Annotated in this window: 11 protein-coding genes and 2 tRNA genes; 4 read left to right on the top strand and 9 right to left on the bottom strand. The window is 54.8% G+C overall.

Annotation, left to right across the window (positions count from 1 at the left end; all coding sequences use genetic code 11):
• The 7 genes from gspF to HEQ18_RS03320 all read right to left on the bottom strand — a co-directional run bounded on the left by gspF (window position 1) and on the right by HEQ18_RS03320 (window position 10953).
• Entirely contained in the window at window positions 1-1218 is a 1218-nt protein-coding gene (gene gspF, locus HEQ18_RS03350; RefSeq protein WP_432815507.1) for a type II secretion system inner membrane protein GspF, read from the bottom strand.
• Window positions 1211-2767, bottom strand: coding sequence for a type II secretion system ATPase GspE (gene gspE / locus HEQ18_RS03345; protein WP_432815506.1), 1557 nt, complete (start codon window positions 2765-2767; stop codon window positions 1211-1213). Before gspE ends, gspF begins: the two co-directional genes overlap by 8 nt.
• Complete coding sequence (gene gspD, locus HEQ18_RS03340) at window positions 2767-4953, bottom strand: type II secretion system secretin GspD (RefSeq protein WP_432815505.1); 2187 nt, start codon at window positions 4951-4953, stop codon at window positions 2767-2769. Before gspD ends, gspE begins: the two co-directional genes overlap by 1 nt.
• Complete coding sequence (locus HEQ18_RS03335; RefSeq protein ID WP_432815504.1) at window positions 4953-5771, bottom strand: type II secretion system protein N; 819 nt, start codon at window positions 5769-5771, stop codon at window positions 4953-4955. The genes gspD and HEQ18_RS03335 overlap by 1 nt, the downstream gene beginning before the upstream one ends.
• A 174-nt stretch (window positions 5772-5945) precedes the next feature.
• A complete protein-coding gene (locus HEQ18_RS03330) occupies window positions 5946-8639 on the bottom strand; it encodes a TonB-dependent receptor domain-containing protein (RefSeq protein WP_432815503.1) in 2694 nt (897 codons plus the stop codon).
• Between the two features lie 80 nt (window positions 8640-8719).
• Complete coding sequence (locus tag HEQ18_RS03325; RefSeq protein ID WP_432815502.1) at window positions 8720-10297, bottom strand: hypothetical protein; 1578 nt, start codon at window positions 10295-10297, stop codon at window positions 8720-8722.
• A gap of 281 nt (window positions 10298-10578) precedes the next feature.
• A complete protein-coding gene (locus tag HEQ18_RS03320) occupies window positions 10579-10953 on the bottom strand; it encodes a hypothetical protein (protein ID WP_432815501.1) in 375 nt (124 codons plus the stop codon).
• A 226-nt stretch (window positions 10954-11179) separates the two neighbouring features.
• Here HEQ18_RS03320 and HEQ18_RS03315 point away from each other — a divergent pair, with 226 nt between their 5' ends.
• From HEQ18_RS03315 to HEQ18_RS03300, 4 genes are all read left to right on the top strand, one after another.
• On the top strand, window positions 11180-13393 hold the full coding sequence (locus HEQ18_RS03315) for a TonB-dependent receptor (protein WP_432815500.1): 2214 nt from the start codon (window positions 11180-11182) through the stop codon (window positions 13391-13393).
• On the top strand, window positions 13393-14727 hold the full coding sequence (locus HEQ18_RS03310; protein WP_432815499.1) for an alkaline phosphatase family protein: 1335 nt from the start codon (window positions 13393-13395) through the stop codon (window positions 14725-14727). The genes HEQ18_RS03315 and HEQ18_RS03310 overlap by 1 nt, the downstream gene beginning before the upstream one ends.
• Window positions 14728-14965: 238 nt before the next feature.
• Window positions 14966-15736, top strand: a complete 771-nt coding sequence (locus HEQ18_RS03305; protein ID WP_432815950.1) for a UDP-2,3-diacylglucosamine diphosphatase — start codon at window positions 14966-14968, stop codon at window positions 15734-15736.
• Complete coding sequence (locus HEQ18_RS03300) at window positions 15733-16791, top strand: glycosyltransferase family 4 protein (protein ID WP_432815498.1); 1059 nt, start codon at window positions 15733-15735, stop codon at window positions 16789-16791. Before HEQ18_RS03305 ends, HEQ18_RS03300 begins: the two co-directional genes overlap by 4 nt.
• A 273-nt stretch (window positions 16792-17064) precedes the next feature.
• On the opposite strand, the gene HEQ18_RS03295 is transcribed toward HEQ18_RS03300, so the two are convergent.
• Window positions 17065-17141: transfer RNA gene (locus HEQ18_RS03295), tRNA-Pro, on the bottom strand.
• 65 nt (window positions 17142-17206) lie between these two features.
• Window positions 17207-17283: transfer RNA gene (locus HEQ18_RS03290), tRNA-Ile, on the bottom strand.
• Between the last annotated feature and the right edge of the window lie 81 nt (window positions 17284-17364).

Raw genomic sequence — 17364 nt, 5'->3', positions numbered from 1 at the left:
CTACAGTCCTGTAAGATTTTGAAGTTGAAGGATAGGCAGCAATATAGCCAATATGATGACAGCGACCACGCCGCCCATGACGACAATGATCAAGGGTTCAAGCAACGACAAAGCGGTGCTGGTGAAATTATCAAATTCGCGTTCCAAATATTCGGCAGCACGTTCAAGCATGATATCTAACTGTCCTGCGCTCTCGCCGCTTGCCGTGAGATACACGAGCAAAGGCGGAAAAACACCGCTGGCACGCATCGCGCCGGACAGGCTACCCCCGCTACGCACGGATTCGACGATCTCGTCATTTGCAGCAGATAACACTTTATTGCGAATGGTGCCCCCCGTCAGGCGCAAGCCCTCTAACAACGGCAAGCGGCTTGCAACCATGGTGGCCAGTGTCCGTGCCATGCGTGCGGCGTGCAAGTTGCCCAAAAGCTTTCCAAGCACCGGAATGCGCAGGACATTGCGGTCCACCGCCAAACGGAAAGCTGGCTGTTTTAAGGCTTGCGCGAAAACGAAAGCACCCAGCAAGGCGACAATGATCAGCACCCAGTAATAATTCGCCAAAAATGCGGAAATGCCAATCACTATCCGCGTTATCAGCGGTAATTGCTGATCCACATTGTCGAATTGTTCAACCACGCGCGGCACGACGGACACCATCAACCCCATCACAACCAAGATCGCGACGAGCGACAGGATCGCCGGATAAGCAAGCGCGCCAATCAACTTACCACGCATCTCCGCCTGCCGTTCTAGGAGCACAGCAAGCCGTTCGGTGATCAGCGGCAATGTGCCCGCGCCCTCCCCTGCGGCGATCATTGCGCGATACAAAGGCGGAAAGCTGTTGCTTTCGCGCCGCATAGATTCGGACAAACGCTGGCCTTCAACCACGCCCGCGTGAACGCCGGTCAATATCTGACGGACAACTGGCTGCTCGCTCTGACGACTTATCGTCCGCAGCGCCTCTTCCAAGGGTGATACTTGGGCCAAGGAAGACAATTGCCGGGTGAACAATGTCAGCTGCTTTGCGTTCAACCGTGGCTGCCGTTTCAGCGGCAGGCTGGCAAACACCGATGCCCGCACTTCGGCAGGCGCAACGCTCACAATATAAAGTTTTTTCGACACCAATGCTTCGCGTGCCAGATCATCATTGGCCGCAGATATCCGCCCGCGCCGCTCGCGCCCGTCAGGGTCGATGGCGTGATAGGCAAATTCAGGCATCAACGATGTCTTCACGGCGTGAAATGCGAATAGCCTCCTCTGGCGTGGTGTCCCCGCTACGCACCAATTTGCGCGCGGCGGCACTTAAATTGGGTTGGTTCACAAAGGCATGGCGCGCCAATATGGCCTCATCGCCGCCGTCATTGATCAAGCGACGGATGGTATCATCCACCCGGACAGCCTCAAACACGCCAATGCGACCCAAAAAGCCAGTGTTGTTGCATTCAGGGCAACCAACCGCCTTGTAGACTGCCGTCCCCTTGTCAAAACCAAGCAACGACGCGGCATTACCGTCGGCCTGAACCGTTTGGCGGCAATGCGGACACAGGCGACGCACAAGCCGCTGCGCGATGACGGCGCGCAGGGTCGAGGCCAGCAAGAAAGGCTCAACCTTCATATCGCGCATACGCGTTATGGCACCAAGCGCATCATTTGTGTGCACCGTGGTTAGCACCAAATGGCCGGTAAGCGCCGCCTGCACAGCAATATCGGCGGTTTCACGGTCCCGGATTTCGCCGACCATGACGACGTCAGGATCCTGCCGCAAAATCGCGCGCAGGCCAGCGGCAAAGGTCATACCTACTTTCGCATTCACCTGCGTCTGGCCAATGCCTTCAACGGCATATTCGACCGGATCTTCAACCGTCAGTATGTTGCGGGAACCGTCATTCAGGCGCTTTAGACCCGCGTATAATGTGGTGGTCTTACCCGAACCCGTCGGGCCAGTGACCAGGATAATACCGTTGGGTTCAGCCAATGCTTCGCGCAATATTTTTAGCGTCTCTTCGGACATGCCCAACAGATCAAGCGAAATCCCTGCATTTTCATTGTCGAGGATACGCATAACTACGCGCTCGCCAGCACGGCTGGGTAAGGTCGACACACGCACATCGACCATCTTTCCCCCAAGTGTCAGGCCTATACGGCCATCTTGTGGAATGCGGCGTTCGGCAATGTCGAGCCGCGCCATGACCTTGATGCGGCTAACGACAACAGGCGCGACATTGGCGGGGAGCCGAAGCCGTTCCTGCAACACGCCATCGGCACGCATACGGATGACGAGGCCAGTTTCATAAGGCTCAATATGAATATCCGAAACACCTTGCCGCACAGCCTCTGCTATGATGCCGTTAATCAACCGGATAACGGGGGCGTCGTCTGCGCTGTCGAGCAAATCATCGACACTTGGCAACATATCGGACAACAGATCGCCGTCGTTATGGCCTATCGAACCCGCCATTGCCGCTGCACTTCCATCCATTGCATAATGGTCGGACAGATAGCGGTCAAAGGTCTGGTTATCGGCTATCTCAACATCGAACGGCATCGCCAGATAGCGCCGCACTTCCAGCAGCATGAGCGGATCTGCACCTTTGCGCATGGCAACGATTAAACGCGCGTTGCTCTCATGACGCAAAACTAGGCCGTGCGCCTTGGCAAAGGCATAAGGCAGATCCAGCAATGGCGTAATTTGGGCAACAGTAATGGGCGCGTCAGTTTCCGCGTCAGTCACGTCCTGTCGTTCCAACGTTCCTTGCGGACCTGTCATTACTGTCCATCCCCACTGGCAGCCGATATGGCGCTCGCAGGCACATCTACGGGTTCAAGTGCGCCGCCTGCCGCCGGCCGCGTCAGATTGCCGTCTGCGCCGATCATGATGTCGTTCGCCCGCGTATTTGGTTCAGTTGGCGGCGTGGCGCCCATATAATCGCGCAGCAATTCATCGATGCTCGGCTCAATATCCGGATTACGCACCCGTTGCATGTCGCGTACATAATCATAACGACGCGCGGTCAATCGATCACCATCTTGCCGGGTCCGCAAGATTGTAGGCCGGATGAACACCATCAGGTTCGTTTTGCTTCGGCTGCGGCTGCGCGACTTAAACAGCTCACCAATAAGCGGAATGTCGCTGAGCAACGGAATACGCTCAATCGTGCGGCGCTCGTCATCGTTAAGCAGCCCGCCTATCGCCAACAATTGGCCATCGCCGACCGTCAACGTGGTCTCGAATTCGCGTTTGTTGAGGACAAGGTCGTTGGACCGCGAAGATACAGGGCCCGCAACGCTCGACACCTCTTGCTTGAGGAACAGCTTCACATCGCCTTGCGCGTTGACCTGCGGCGTGACCTCAAGCTTAATGCCGACTTCCTGACGCTGCACGGTGCGGAATGCATTTTCAAAGTTTGCGGACAATTGTTCGCCCGTGCTGACTGGCACTTCTTGGCCGACCAGAAACTTCGCCTTTTGGTTATTCAATGTCACGATATGCGGCGTCGCCAAAAGATTTGATTCCGTGTCCGATGCAATTGCGTTGATGATTGTGCCAAAAATCGCATTGTTACCAATATCGAGGGCGAAGCCGCCAAAGCCACCAGTCGCGCTTAAAATAGATGCCGCCGCCGCTTCTTGCAGGCTATCACCTAAGGCGCTGCTGGTCCCGGTGGTCGTGGTGTTGCCGTTCACAGTCGTCGTCGTGCGCGTCAACTCCTCGGCCCCAACGGCTCCTGCTATTGTCAGGATATTGGGCGAAGCGTTGGAGTAATTGGTCGCTGCAAAAGGCGCGTCCTTGCCCCCCACGAGGAATTGCACGCCAAGCTTTTTGGCGGCCTCATTGCCGATTTCCACCACAATGGCTTCCACCAGAACCTGTTCAGGCCGTGTATCCAATTGCCGGATCAATTCGCCCAAGCTGCGCTGGACGTCCGGATTAGCAGCGACGATGAGGGCATTTGTGCCTTCATAACGCGTCACAACAATAGGCCCGCGTCCGCCAATGCCGATCGTGCCTACGCCAGAAGATGTAGCAACGATGGGCGCGGATGGAGCAGCCGGCGCTCCGCCGTTCGCAGATGCAGCCACGGACGGCATGTCGCTGCCCCGCGCACCTCCGCTTTGTCCGCCAATCAGCGATTGGACCGTTTCAAGTAAAGTTTCGGCGTTCGCATGCTCAAGCCGGTAAACACGAATTTCCGCCCCAGATTGCGCACGGGCATCTAATTGCTTCGCCATTTCGGCAAAGCGCGCGACGGATGTTGGGTCGCCGCGCAACGCGATTGCGTTGCTGCTGTCGATGGCAGCGATCGATACCGGCGCACGCGCGCCTTCGCCTCCGCCCTGGCCAGCCAATCCTTGCAATGCCGTCGCAATTTCGCGTGCGCCAGCATATTCGAGCGTCACAATCTGCGTGGCTGCACTGTCGCGGTCAATCTGGCGGATGAGATCGCGGATCCGGCGGATATTGTCGGCATAATCGGCCACCACAAGGCTATTTGCGCTGCGGTTCGCCGTCAACGAGCCTTCCCGGCTGATCAATGGACGAAGCGTTTCCACCGCGGTGGTTGCGTCAATCGACCGCAAGCGGAACACTTCGGTTACAAACTGGCTGGCAGACTCGGCCCGGCTGCCTACACGTGTTGGCTGCGTTGCCGCGCCGTCCGAGGGCTGAATGCGATATCCCCCGCCGCGCATGGGAATGGCGACAAGGCCGTTTGCACGCAATGTCGACAAAAACACTTCGAAATATTCCGAACGCGACAATGGGCGGTCGGTCACAACCGACACCTTACCGCTGACACGGCCATCAACGATGAAGGTTTGTCCCGTAACGCGTGCGGCGTCTTGCACAAAAGCGCGGATGTCGGCGTCGCGGACATTCAATGTCTGCTGCGCGGTGACTGGCGTGGTAAAAATAAGCGTGCTGCACGCCAACCATAAGGAGAATTTACGGATCACTATTGTTCCAGATTTAGAGCGATGGGGACCTTTGAACCGCCGCGTTCAACTTCGACGCTTATGCGGGCTCCGGCTCGGAATTGGGCTATGACGTCAGTGGCGGATGAGACAGGGCGACCGTTGACGGCCACAACGATGTCACCTGCCTGAAATCCAGCGAGCCGAAGCATCGTCCCGTCGTCTTGGGCCTTCAAAACCAGGCCGGTAACCCTGCCCCCTTCGTTACGCGGTGCAAAGCCAATGGCCTTTTGCAGCGTTTGTGCGTTCAACCCTCCCGTGGCGGACGAGGCGGGTGCTGGTTGCGGCGCAGATCCCGAGGGGCTGACCGTTTCCGCCGGAACCGACTGATCCAGATAAAGCGACTCCTTGACCCCGCCGCGCGACAATATCACATGGTCAAAGGCAACCGAGTCCAACGTCACGCCCGGCGCGACTTCTTCACCCACGGCAAAACTATTTTGGATACCATCCGCGCCAGCAATGATGGCGGAACCGCCTCCCGAACTTTCATTTGCGCGCACGCCAAACAACACGAGGCTTAGAGCCGTGACATTTTGTGTGGTCGCTGCGGACGCATCGGTGCGATAAAAAGGGTCAAAGCCGCTAAAAAGCGCGAGACGAGCCGATGGTGAAACAACACTGACCGATGGCGCGCGCCATCCGGCAAGAGGACCAAGCGGCATGACAACGACCCAAAAAAGCCGCGTCACCTGAATAGCCAAAAGGACGACAATCAAGGCAATAAGGACATTGCCAATAGGTAGCAACGTCAGCGCACGAGATTGCACCCCAACCCTTTCAGCCAATGATCCTGCCACAATTCCCCCTTGCGACTCCGCACGTTGCAGGGGGATTAAGACGCCGTTGTGACTTAAAAGTGAAGTTAAAATTACATTTTCATGACGAACACTGCCTGCAGCTTGCACGATAGGCAAAACAAAGGCGGCACGTTGATGACAACATGCCGCCGTAAGTCAGGGAGCTGTAATCCCTTAAAAGTTGATTTCGACGCCGATTGAGGCGCTGATGCCTTGCTTGTAGCGGTTGTAGAAAATCACATTATCACCGCTTTCCTGCCGTTCCTGATACTTTGTATTGGTTAGGTTGCGCAATTCAAACTTCAGCTCAGCCTCCTTACCGCCAACCGTAAAGCCTTCGCGTGCAACGAAATCCAACTGGATGCCGGGGCGTTCCTTGATATCAGGTTGCCCCGATGCGCCTCGGCTGGTGACCCGGTCGGTTGCAAATGTGAACAATATTGTCTGTTGCGACAGACGTTCGGTATCTTCCAAGCCAAGCTGCAGATTGGCCAGATGATCCGACTGGCCAGTCAACGGCGAACCATTGGTGAAAAAATCGAGCGCGCTTGTTGAGGATGAGTTGAACACAGCAACGGGGTCGCCCGCCTTCACGCCCAGCTTTGACTGGGTGTAGGTGTAGTTTACGATTGCGACTGCGCGGCGAGTGGCGAAAAAGCCCTTTTCACCGATGCCCGACAGATCGAAATATTTCTGTGTTTCGATTTCCACACCGAACAAATCCGCTTTTGGCGCATTGGCAAAGCTGGTGACAACCGAGTTATCATCAAAACTTGAGAAGGACTCGATGGGACTGTCAATCCGTTTGAAGAATGCCGCTACCGTAAAGCGTTGGTCACGATCGAAATAATACTCATAACGCGCCTCTGCGTTATACAACTGGCTGTCGGTCAACAAGGGGTTGCCGCGGAACAAGCGGTTCGAATCGGTGTCATAAAAGTTCTGGAAAATCAGTTCGCGGAATTGCGGACGGGCAATTGTCTTTGACCCGCTTACACGGAATTTCATTTGGTCATTGATGTCCCACGTCAATGTCGCGGCGGGCAACCAATATGCTCGGTCAAGACTGGTGGAGGCTAACGACGCCGTAGGCACATTGAAAACCTGCACGGGCGCAACAGATTGCGTCGCCTTTTCATAACGCACACCGATGTTAACGCTGATTTCAGGCGTGATGAAGGCCTGAATCTGGCCATAACCAGCATGGGTAAGCAAAGCAGCGTCAAACACTGGGTTGGCTTCGTTGGTGTCAGTCAATGTGATTTTATAAAAATCGATCACGTCAGGCTGCAGCAAGAAATCCGGACGGAAAAGTGCCGAAACGATTGGTGTCCCGCCTGGCGCAGTAAACAAAAAGTCACGGCGCTCGGTACGGCGCTTGGTGTCAGCATAGGCATAACCAACCGTACCTGTCATATCCGGCGTGATCTTGAACGACAGATCAGCACTTCCCGACCAGAGGTTCTCGTTCAGGTAGGAATAACTTACCTCAGCGCTGCCCTGCTGTCCGTTGTTCAGACGATTGATGAAAACCTGTCCAAAGGGATCTGACGCTTGGTTGCTGCGATAATATTCAAAACTGAATTCATCTGGCGCTTCCCGCTTTGAATTGGCATAGCCAACACGGAAACTGAAGTTTACGTCAGGCGATAGCTTGAATTCGCCAACAAGTTGCGAATTAACCAACTGCCGTTCATACCATGCCGTGTCCTGCTGCAACAATGTCGCGGTTGGCGAGAGGTTTTGCCGCGTACCGATTCCGAGACGCGCTTGTTTCAGCGTGTCGCGAATGAAGACATTGGTCCAACGCACCTTTTGCTCGCCCGCTTCAATGCCAAAGCCAACAAGGCCGTTAACAACGAGGCGGTTGTCCGTTATAACCTTCTGAAAATCCAATTCTTTCTGACTGAGGTCAAGCGTCGATGCCGTCTGCTGCAACGTGTCGCGTGAACGCCATTTGTTGCTGTAACCAGCGTTGAACAAGATACCCATTGTGGCATCGTCACCAATTTCGAAATTGGTACCGCCGGTAATATTTGCCGAACCATTTGCTGGCAGATTATAGTCACGCTGCACCACGGCATTGCGTCCTGTCACCAACTGGCTTGCAATGGCTTGCGTGTCGACGCCGCCGGTACTGATGCGCTGACCACTGGCAAGATAGCCTGCCAGAGCGGGCCTTAGATCACGATTCCCATTGTCAAAGCCGCTCCAATCGGAGGAGCTGCCATAATATGTGTAGCCAAGCTGATTAGTCGTTTCGCCGTTAATGCTGGCATCGGCGCTCATCGTCAGGAAGGTTTCGCGCGGAATGGCTTTAGTGGTCAAATTGATCACGCCGCCGCCAAATTCGCCAGGGAAGTTGGCGGAATAGGTTTTCTGGACCAGTGACGAAGCAATGACGCTTGTCGGAAACAGATCAAGGGGAACAACGCGTTTCAGAGGCTCAGGACTCGGCAATGGCGACCCGTTCAACAAGGCTAAAGAATAGCGATCACCCAAGCCACGCACATAAACAAAGCCGCCACCCACGACGCTCAAACCCGTTACGCGCGAGAGAGCCCCCGCAATATCGCCTTCACCTGTCCGTTCTATATCTGCCGCTGAAAGCACCGACACAACTTGCGGTGCATTTTTTGAAATATTGCGATCCAGATACCCTCGGACAACAATTTCTTCACCGCCGAACGATACGTCAACCTCTTCCTGTTCGGCAGGTTGTTCCGCTGTCTCGGTGGTTGCGCCTTCTGCCGATGGTTCTACTGCTTCGGCCACCGCAGGATCGGCGCTTTGCGCGAATGCCAACGACGGCGCGACAAGTGCAGACGTTACAAGCAGCAGGCTGATTGCCCCCAATGGCTTCAACATTTTCATTCCCTTTTTCATATTGAAAAAAGGGGTGGGGTGCCTGGCCAAGCCTGCACCCCACCCCAATCAGTTATTTCCTATCAAAAGGTAGGGAGTGAGGTGCAAAGCCCGGTGACGCTTGTGCCGAATGTGGCGGTCGCGCTGTTGCAAGTCCAACCAGCATACCAGGTGTCATTGGCATCACGCACCGCACCAACATAGGTCGTTGCGTCAAAGAAGGCATTCAACGTGCTCGCATTGAATGCACTCACTGCCGTTTCGCTCGCACCATTGATGAACAAAGATGTCAGGCTTGGCGTGAACGCGCTGTTGTTACCATTGCTTCCCGAACCGAAGACCGCTGCAACCTCTGCATCCGTCACGCCGTTCGAACCGCGGAATACTGGTGTGCCACACCGAGCAACAACCGAGCGGACCAAAGGCGCGCCAGCTTCATCTATGCTCGCGTCCGCAGTTGCCGAAATTGTCTGCGGGCGGCTAATGCGCAAGCAGGACGTGTTCGGGCTAGCGATGACGCCATTGACCAACGAATAATCGGTACCACCGCGAAGGAGGATTGCCGAAAGGTTGCCAATGTTGCTGCGCTGGATGAAGGTAAAGTTAGCAACGCGAGTATTCTGACGCGGCGTGTTGCCGTCCAGAGCATTATCCGAGTCTGCCTCGATCATCGAGTCGCCCGCGCCTTCACGTTGAACTGCAATCACATACTGGAAGTTTGCCTTAACGCCGGTGTCGGTGTCGAGATTGTCATCATCGGCGCCAACAGCAACGAAATACTTCATGTTTACGCTGCCACCGAAGAATTCGGCAGCATCGTCCGAGCTGTTGAACGATTGAATGTTGTTCAACACCGTACCCGAACCAACGCCACCCGTTGTTAAAGCCTGAAGCTCCGAGTCACCCGACAAAACAAACCCAGAATAACGGATTTGAACATAGCTCAACCGACCGCTATTGTCGGCAGAGTTCGCACCGCCATAACGCGCTGGATCAACTGCGCCTTCAACCTGACGCTCGCATGCGGCAGTGCCTGGTGTGGCTGCTGGTGCAAGACAATCGGTGATGGGCGCACGACCGTTAAGAACGACACCACCCCATTGACCGATAGAACTATCGGTGCTTAAGCCCAGAACATTGTCGCGGCTGGTGAAGATGATGGGCAGTGCGGCAGTACCGATTGCATTGATGCGGTTACCGCGGTTGACGTTCAGCCACGATACGCCCGTGCCACCAAAAACGATAACGCCAGGTGCAATGGTCAGGGTTACTGCTGTGTTGGTGGACGAAGCGCCTTGGTCGGTACCGACATCAACGCGACCGCCCAAACGATACAAAAGGCCTGTTATCTTCGGCAAAGTAGTGCTGGTGTTAATCTGTGCTGGCAAGGTGCAGACGCGATAAGTGCCGGTTGGCCCCGTAATAGTGCCGCTATCGGTCAAACCCTGCGCGTCGGAAATTGTAGGGCAGCCCGTTGCAGGCGTAACTGCGGCGGAGGTGGAGTTGCCGGCGGCTGCGGAGGAGGAGGAGGAGGCAGCAGGGTTATTGATGGTGATGTTACCACCGATACCTGGCGACGCGATATCATCTGCGCCACAGCCAGTGACAAGGACGGCTGCTGCTGTCGCATATACGATCCCGCGCAATTTAGGGTCAAACATTCTTATTCTCCGCAACAAATATGGCTTGCCCGATTATAGGCAGATGCAACGGACCAGCGACGAATCAACATAGGGCCCACCCGTTGACCATGCCGCGAATAGGGGACGCCTATGACAACGCTGTGCGTATCACATTGCAGTTGGGAGAATATTTTGCGTCGGTAATATGACAAATTATAGGCCACTTGTTACCGCGGCCCTGTTTCCAAACGAAAAAAAAGCGAGCCTGTCCGGCTCGCCCTTTTTTAGCTTTAACAATTTTGAACTTCAGCGACGGTGGCCTAGCGCGTCGCGACCCGCGTCTGCAGATTGGCGAACGATTTGCGTGCTGCAACCTTGGAATTCATCACGCGGCCATCGGCTAGAACCAAGTCCACGCTTTCACGAGCCTGCATCGCTGCCTTGAAATAGCCAGCTGCTTGCTCGGTCTGCCCCATACGAGCGTAAGCGCGTCCAAGATTAAGCAGTTTTGCAGGGTCATGCTTGCTGACCTGCTCGCTGGCCAAGATTTGGGCGACCGCGCGCTCATTATCGCCGCGCATGAGGGCCTCATATCCGATGGAGCCCTTTGGGTATGAAATTTCGCCAACTGCACCCGGATTAGCCTGAGCTGCAACTGAAATAGTTCCGGCGATCAAGGCGCCCAACAACATCATTTTCATAACGATCCTTCTCATCCAGCCTGCTACGTTACACTTTAATGACAGTCTTGCAATATTTATGTCATAAAAGTGCAATGCCATGTGAATTTCCGAAAAACATTCAACAACGTCGAAATATTTTAGTCATAAATATTATATCAAAAAAGCATAATGCCTACATTAAACGGCCATGTAGCTTCCCTAGTGCGCCCACGGAGACATCCTCAGGGAAGGTAAGTTAATGCGTAAGATATCAGTAATGCTTATGGCCGGAGTGGCCCTTGGTTCGATGCCTGCAATGGCCCAGCAGGTTAACACGGCGCCTGCTGTCGACTCGGACGACGCAGAGATCGTGGTTTTCGGCCAAGGCGAAACGCGTCAGGTCCAGGACGTAACGAGCAAGGAACTCCTAATCCTCGCACCGGGCACAAGCCCGTTGAAGGCAATCGAGAAACTCCCAAGCGTGAATTTTCAGTCTGCCGATCCGTTCGGCACCTATGAATGGTCAAGCCGCGTGTCGATCCGCGGGTTCAACCAAAACCAGCTTGGTTACACGCTGGACGGCATTCCCCTGGGTGACTCCACTTATGGGAATAACAACGGCCTTCACATTGGTCGCGCAATTATCTCGGAAAATATCGGCGTGACTCGCGTGTCACAAGGTTCAGGGTCGATTGGTACACAAGCCACCAACAATTTGGGCGGTACGCTTGAATTCTTCTCGGCTGATGTCAACGACGGTTTTGGCGTTGACGGCAACCTGACATATGGCTCGTCGAACACGATACGCGCCTTTGGCCGCGTCAATTTTGGCGAAGCAGGCGGTTTTCGCGGTTTTGTTTCGGGCGCCTATCATAACGCCGAAAAATGGAAAGGCGGCGGTGACCAGCGCAGCACGCATGTAAATACCAAGGCGATCATTCCTGTAGGCGAGGCCGAATTTGATGCATATTTTTCATACTCTGACCGCGCTGAGCAAGATTATCAGGACCTCTCACTGGCGATGATTAAGCGCCTTGGCTATAACCATGACAATTATTTCCCCGATTATGCCAAGGCAATCGCAGCGGCGCGCAGCGTATTTGTGGCCCCTATCAACAATCTGGATGACAGCTATTATGATGCATCGGGTCTTCGCAAGGATACGCTCGGGTCTTTCGGCTTGACCGCCCCGTTGGCCGATGGCGTGACGTTTAAGGTGAAGGCTTATTATCACAATAACACTGGCCAAGGGACGTGGGGCACACCCTATGTTGCGAGCCCAAATGGCGTTCCAATGTCGGCAAGAACCACCGAATATGATATTCAGCGTGGTGGCGTTTTCAGTTCGCTAAATGCCCAAGTCGGCGATCACGAGATCACCGTCGGGGGCTGGTACGAGCATAATGATTTCACGCAGGCACGGCGCTTTTATGCCTATGAAAGCAGCACCAAGGCAGGTCTCGACCATACCAAATTCCTTCGCAACCCGTTTCGCACACAATGGCTGTTCGATTTCAACACGGATACGCTACAATATTATGTGCAGGACAAAATCAGCTTTGGCGACTTGACGGTTAACCTTGGTTGGAAGGGCTTTCAGGTCAACAATGAATCCGACCCGCGCATTCAAGGATCACTGGCAGCCGGCAAGATCAAGTCGCAGGATTGGTTCCAACCGCATGTTGGTGCTGCCTATAAATTGAGCGGCAAAGCTGAAATCTTTGGCGGCTTTACCCAAGTTACCCGGGCATTTGTGTCGTCGGCAACCAGCGGCCCCTTCTCTACGACGCAAGCCGGGTTTGACGCTCTGCTCGCCCGTGGTCTAAAACCAGAAGGATCGGACACTTTTGAACTTGGTGCCCGTTATAACGACAATGTCTTTAACGGCGTCATCGGCGTATATTATGTCAATTTCCGTAACCGTTTATTAGGCGTGCAAACGGGCGCGGGTATTGTGGGCAATCCTGCCATTTTGCAGAATGTCGGCAGCGTCCGGTCCATTGGTTTTGAAGCGGCAGGCGATGTTCGCTTGGGCGGGGGCCTGACCGTGTTCGCATCCTATAGCTACACCGGCGCGACGTATGAAGACAATGTCGTTACCCCGACGGCCACCATCGCGATTAAAGGCAAGGATGTTGTCGATACGCCAAAGCATTTGCTGCGAGGCGAAGTTGCCTATGACAGCGATACGTTTTTTGGTCGCCTTGGCGCGAATTACATGAGCAAGCGTTATTTCACGTATCTCAATGATCAATCCGTGCCTGCACGCGTGCTGTTTGATGCAACATTGGGCTATCGTTTTGATGCTGGCATGCGCGTTCCGCTTGAACTGCAATTCAATGCAACCAACTTGCTCGACAAAAAATATGTCTCTACCGTTGGTTCAAACGGTTTTGGCAATAGCGGCGATAACCAGACATTGTTGGCGGGTGCGCCGCAGCAATTCTTTGTAACCTTGAAGGCTGGTTTCTAATGAAATCGGCTTTGCTGTTCGGCAGCGCGCTCGTCATGAGTGCGCTGCCATCGGCGGCTTCGGCGGAGCCGGTGCTGCTGATCTCCATCGACGGGCTTCAACCCGATGACGTTATCGAGGCGGAAAAACGCGGTATCGACATCCCGAATCTTAAACGTTTCATCGCGGAAGGCAGCTATGCCCAAGGCGTGCGCGGTATCCTGCCAACGATAACCTACCCCAGCCACGCCACATTGCTTACGGGTGTCAGCCCATCGCAGCATGGCATATTCGGCAACAACAGTTTCGACCCCCTGCAAATAAACCAAGGCGGTTGGTATTGGTATGCCAGCGATTTCAAGGTGCCGACCTTATGGGATGTCGCCGCAAAGGCAAAATTGACCACAGCCAACGTGCATTGGCCTGTCAGCGTCAACGCAAGCGCGATAAAATGGAACATCCCGCAAATCTGGCGCACGGGTCATCCCGACGACGCAAAGCTCATAAAGTCGCTTGCAACCCCAGGTTTGATTGAATCGCTGGAAAGCCAATTGGGCGCATATGCCCCCGGTATCGACGAAAGCATAGAAGGTGATGAAAACCGCGGCCGCTTTGCAACTGCGCTCATCACGCGTGAGAAACCTTATTTCACGACGGTCTATCTGACGGCGCTTGACCATGAACAACATGAAAAAGGTCCCGATACGGCGGCTGCGCATGCGGTTCTAAAACGGATTGACGCGGTGGTGGGCAAGATCATGGCAGCGCAAATGGCCGTAAGGCCCGACAGCGTTATCGCCGTTGTTTCCGACCATGGCTTTTCAAAGGTCGATACTGAGGTCAATCTGTATCGGACATTCATTGACGCTGGCCTGATTGTCCTCGACGCCAACGGCAAAATCAAAGACTGGGAAGCCAGTCCGTGGAATTCGGGCGGATCATCGGCGATCGTTTTGAAGCGGCCATCCGATCCAACGTTACGCGCGCGCGTTTCAGAACTATTGGCGCAGTTAAAAGCCGACCCCAAAAATGGCATCGTCCAGATCGCCACCACGTCGCAGATCGCCGATTATGGGGCTAATCCGCAGGCAAGCTTTTACGTCGACTTTGCTCCAAATGCCTATGCTGGCAGCTTCAAAGGCGCAGCCGCGCCTTTGGTGAGCCCGTCGGCCAGTAAAGGCACGCACGGCTATTTTCCCGACAAGCCGTTCATGCGGTCCAGCTTCATGATGATGGGCGCAGGCATTCAAAAAGGCCGTAATTTGGGGGAAATCGACATGCGTGCCATTGCTCCTACGCTTGCCAAAGCCATGGGATTGACGCTGCCGGATGCAGAGGTTCCCGCGGTCAAATAACCGCACGGGCATAAGATCGATGGCAAGAAAACTGTCATCGATCTGCCATGCGCCTGACCCATCGGGCGGCTACCCCAATTACGTTCGAAACGCGTCTGTTTGGGGGTAAAAGCGGATGACATATTCACTATTCAACGACACTGACACAATTGAAGCACCTCGCCTTGAGCGAGATAGCAAAGGGCCAAAGCTACCAATTTGGTTTGATAAGCCCGAACCGCGAAGCTTTCAGCCAAAGATGAAACTGCGCACGGTTTGGATATCGGACGTGCATCTTGGCACTGCGGGTTGTCAGGCCGGACTGCTCAGCGATTTTCTGCATTCGGTTGAGTGCGAAACGTTATACTTGGTCGGTGACATTGTTGACGGTTGGAGATTGCGTAAGGGCTGGTACTGGCCGGACCAACATAACGAGGTCATTCGCCGTATACTGAAAATGGCGCATCGGGGCACCCGCGTCATTTACATTCCCGGCAACCATGACGAAATGTTCCGTGACTATGCGGGCCTCAGCTTTGGCGGCGTCGAAGTGCAGTTGGAGGCGATCCACACCACGGCTGACGGGCGCAATTTGCTTGTCACACATGGCGACGCTTTTGACGGCATTGTACTCTATGCGCGCTGGCTCGCGTTTTTGGGTGATCAGGCTTACACATTGCTGTTGAAGGCCAATATCATCCTCAATGCCGTCCGGCGCAGGTTCAGCCTGCCATATTGGTCGCTTTCATCTTATTTAAAAAAACGGGTTAAAAACGCTGTCCAATTTATCGGCCAATATGAAGAGGTCGTGGCGCGTGAGGCATCGCAGCGCGGCGTCGCGGGTGTCGTTTGCGGTCATATCCACTGCGCCGAAATTCGCCAATTTGGGTCGATAACCTACTATAATGATGGTGATTGGGTTGAAAGCTGCACCGCGTTGACAGAAGCCAAGGATGGTACAATATCCATCATCGACTGGGCAGCGCATGTGCGCAATCGCGCCGCGGCGCAAGCGGCCGTCGAAGCATGAGGCTAGCCATCGCGACCGATGCCTGGGCACCGCAAGTCAACGGCGTAGTCCGCACTTTAACCGAAACGATAACCCACCTAAAAGCACGCGGGCATACGGTTGAGGTTGTTGCACCTGACAGATTCACGACCATTCCCTGCCCTGGCTATCCCGAAATTCGACTGGCGCTTGCGCCGCGTTTTGGTGTGCGTAAGGCGCTGGGGTCGTTCAGGCCCGACATCGTCCATATCTCAACCGAAGGCCCCATTGGCTGGAGCGCGCGTGCATGGTGCATCAAACACAAAGTCCCCTTCACCACCGCTTTTCATACCCGGTTTCCCGAATATGTTGCCGCACGCACGCGGCTGTCACCGGACTTCATCTGGCCCATCATGCGCACATTCCACAGGGGTTCGCGCGCGGTCCTGACGGCGACACAAAGCCTGCGGAACGAACTGGAAAGCCGCGGCATTCAACCAACACAGCTTTGGTCGCGTGGAATTGATCATGCCGTGTTCCATCCAGACCAGCCCACCCATCCAAGCCTAAAACATCTTACCACGCCGATTATGTTGTCGGTCGGACGCGTAGCTGTGGAAAAGAATTTGGAGGCATTTCTTGACGCCGATGTCCCGGGAACGAAGGTCATCGTCGGCGACGGCCCTGCCCGTGCGCATCTTCAGGTGCGATATCCCGACGCCCTCTTTCTTGGGACGCGCCAGGGTGCCGAGCTTGCCAGTATTTACGCCTCTGCCGATGTTTTCGTATTTCCAAGCAAGACCGATACTTTTGGACTTGTCATGCTTGAGGCGCTTGCAACTGGCGTTCCGGTGGCTGGCTATCCCGTTCAGGGGCCACTGGACATTATCGGTACAGAGGGACGCGGGCCGCATAGCACGTTAGACCGCGCGATTGGCTGCCTTAAGCCCGATCTGGCCGAGGCAATCAACGGGGCACTGTCGCTTGGTCGTGCCGATGCGGCGAATTACGGAGCCCAATTTTGCTGGGACAAATGCACGAGCCAATTTGTGAACGGGATTACAAAAGCAGGTCTTTCGGGCGCGCTAGCCGCGTAAGCAAATGGCGATCAATGCCGAGCGGTTCGGCGGTGACTTCGCACCAAGGCTTTGGGATTCGCCCCATCAGTCAAGTTGGACACACCGAACTAACAAAGGGAGGATTCGCAGGCAGTGTGTCCGAATAGCTAACAGCAAAAAGCCATCATTGTTCCCGCATTAGGCCGCACCGCTGCTTAGGCATGCTCGCACCTCAGCGGCCAGACCACAACAGTCGATGAAGCCGCCGGAATGTCGGACTAAAATCGAAAAAATAAAATCACAGGAAGAAAATGGTCGGGGAGACAGGATTCGAACCTGCGACCCTCTGGTCCCAAACCAGATGCGCTACCAGGCTGCGCTACTCCCCGACATGGGATCACTGGTATAACAATGTCCACGCGGCTGGCTGCCTGCCAACTTCGCGATGCGAGGCTGGTGGGCCCGGAGGGACTCGAACCCCCGACCTAGCCGTTATGAGCGGCCAGCTCTAACCAACTGAGCTACAGGCCCTGACCGGCTCGCCAACTACCTGCGGGCGGATAGCCGAACTTTGGGAGAATGCGCAAGTCTTTATCTTACATAAAAGACGCA

This window comes from Sphingorhabdus sp., assembly GCF_050921905.1.
Taxonomy (GTDB): Bacteria; Pseudomonadota; Alphaproteobacteria; order Sphingomonadales; family Sphingomonadaceae; genus Sphingorhabdus_B.
This window is presented reverse-complemented; position numbering and strand designations above follow the sequence as displayed.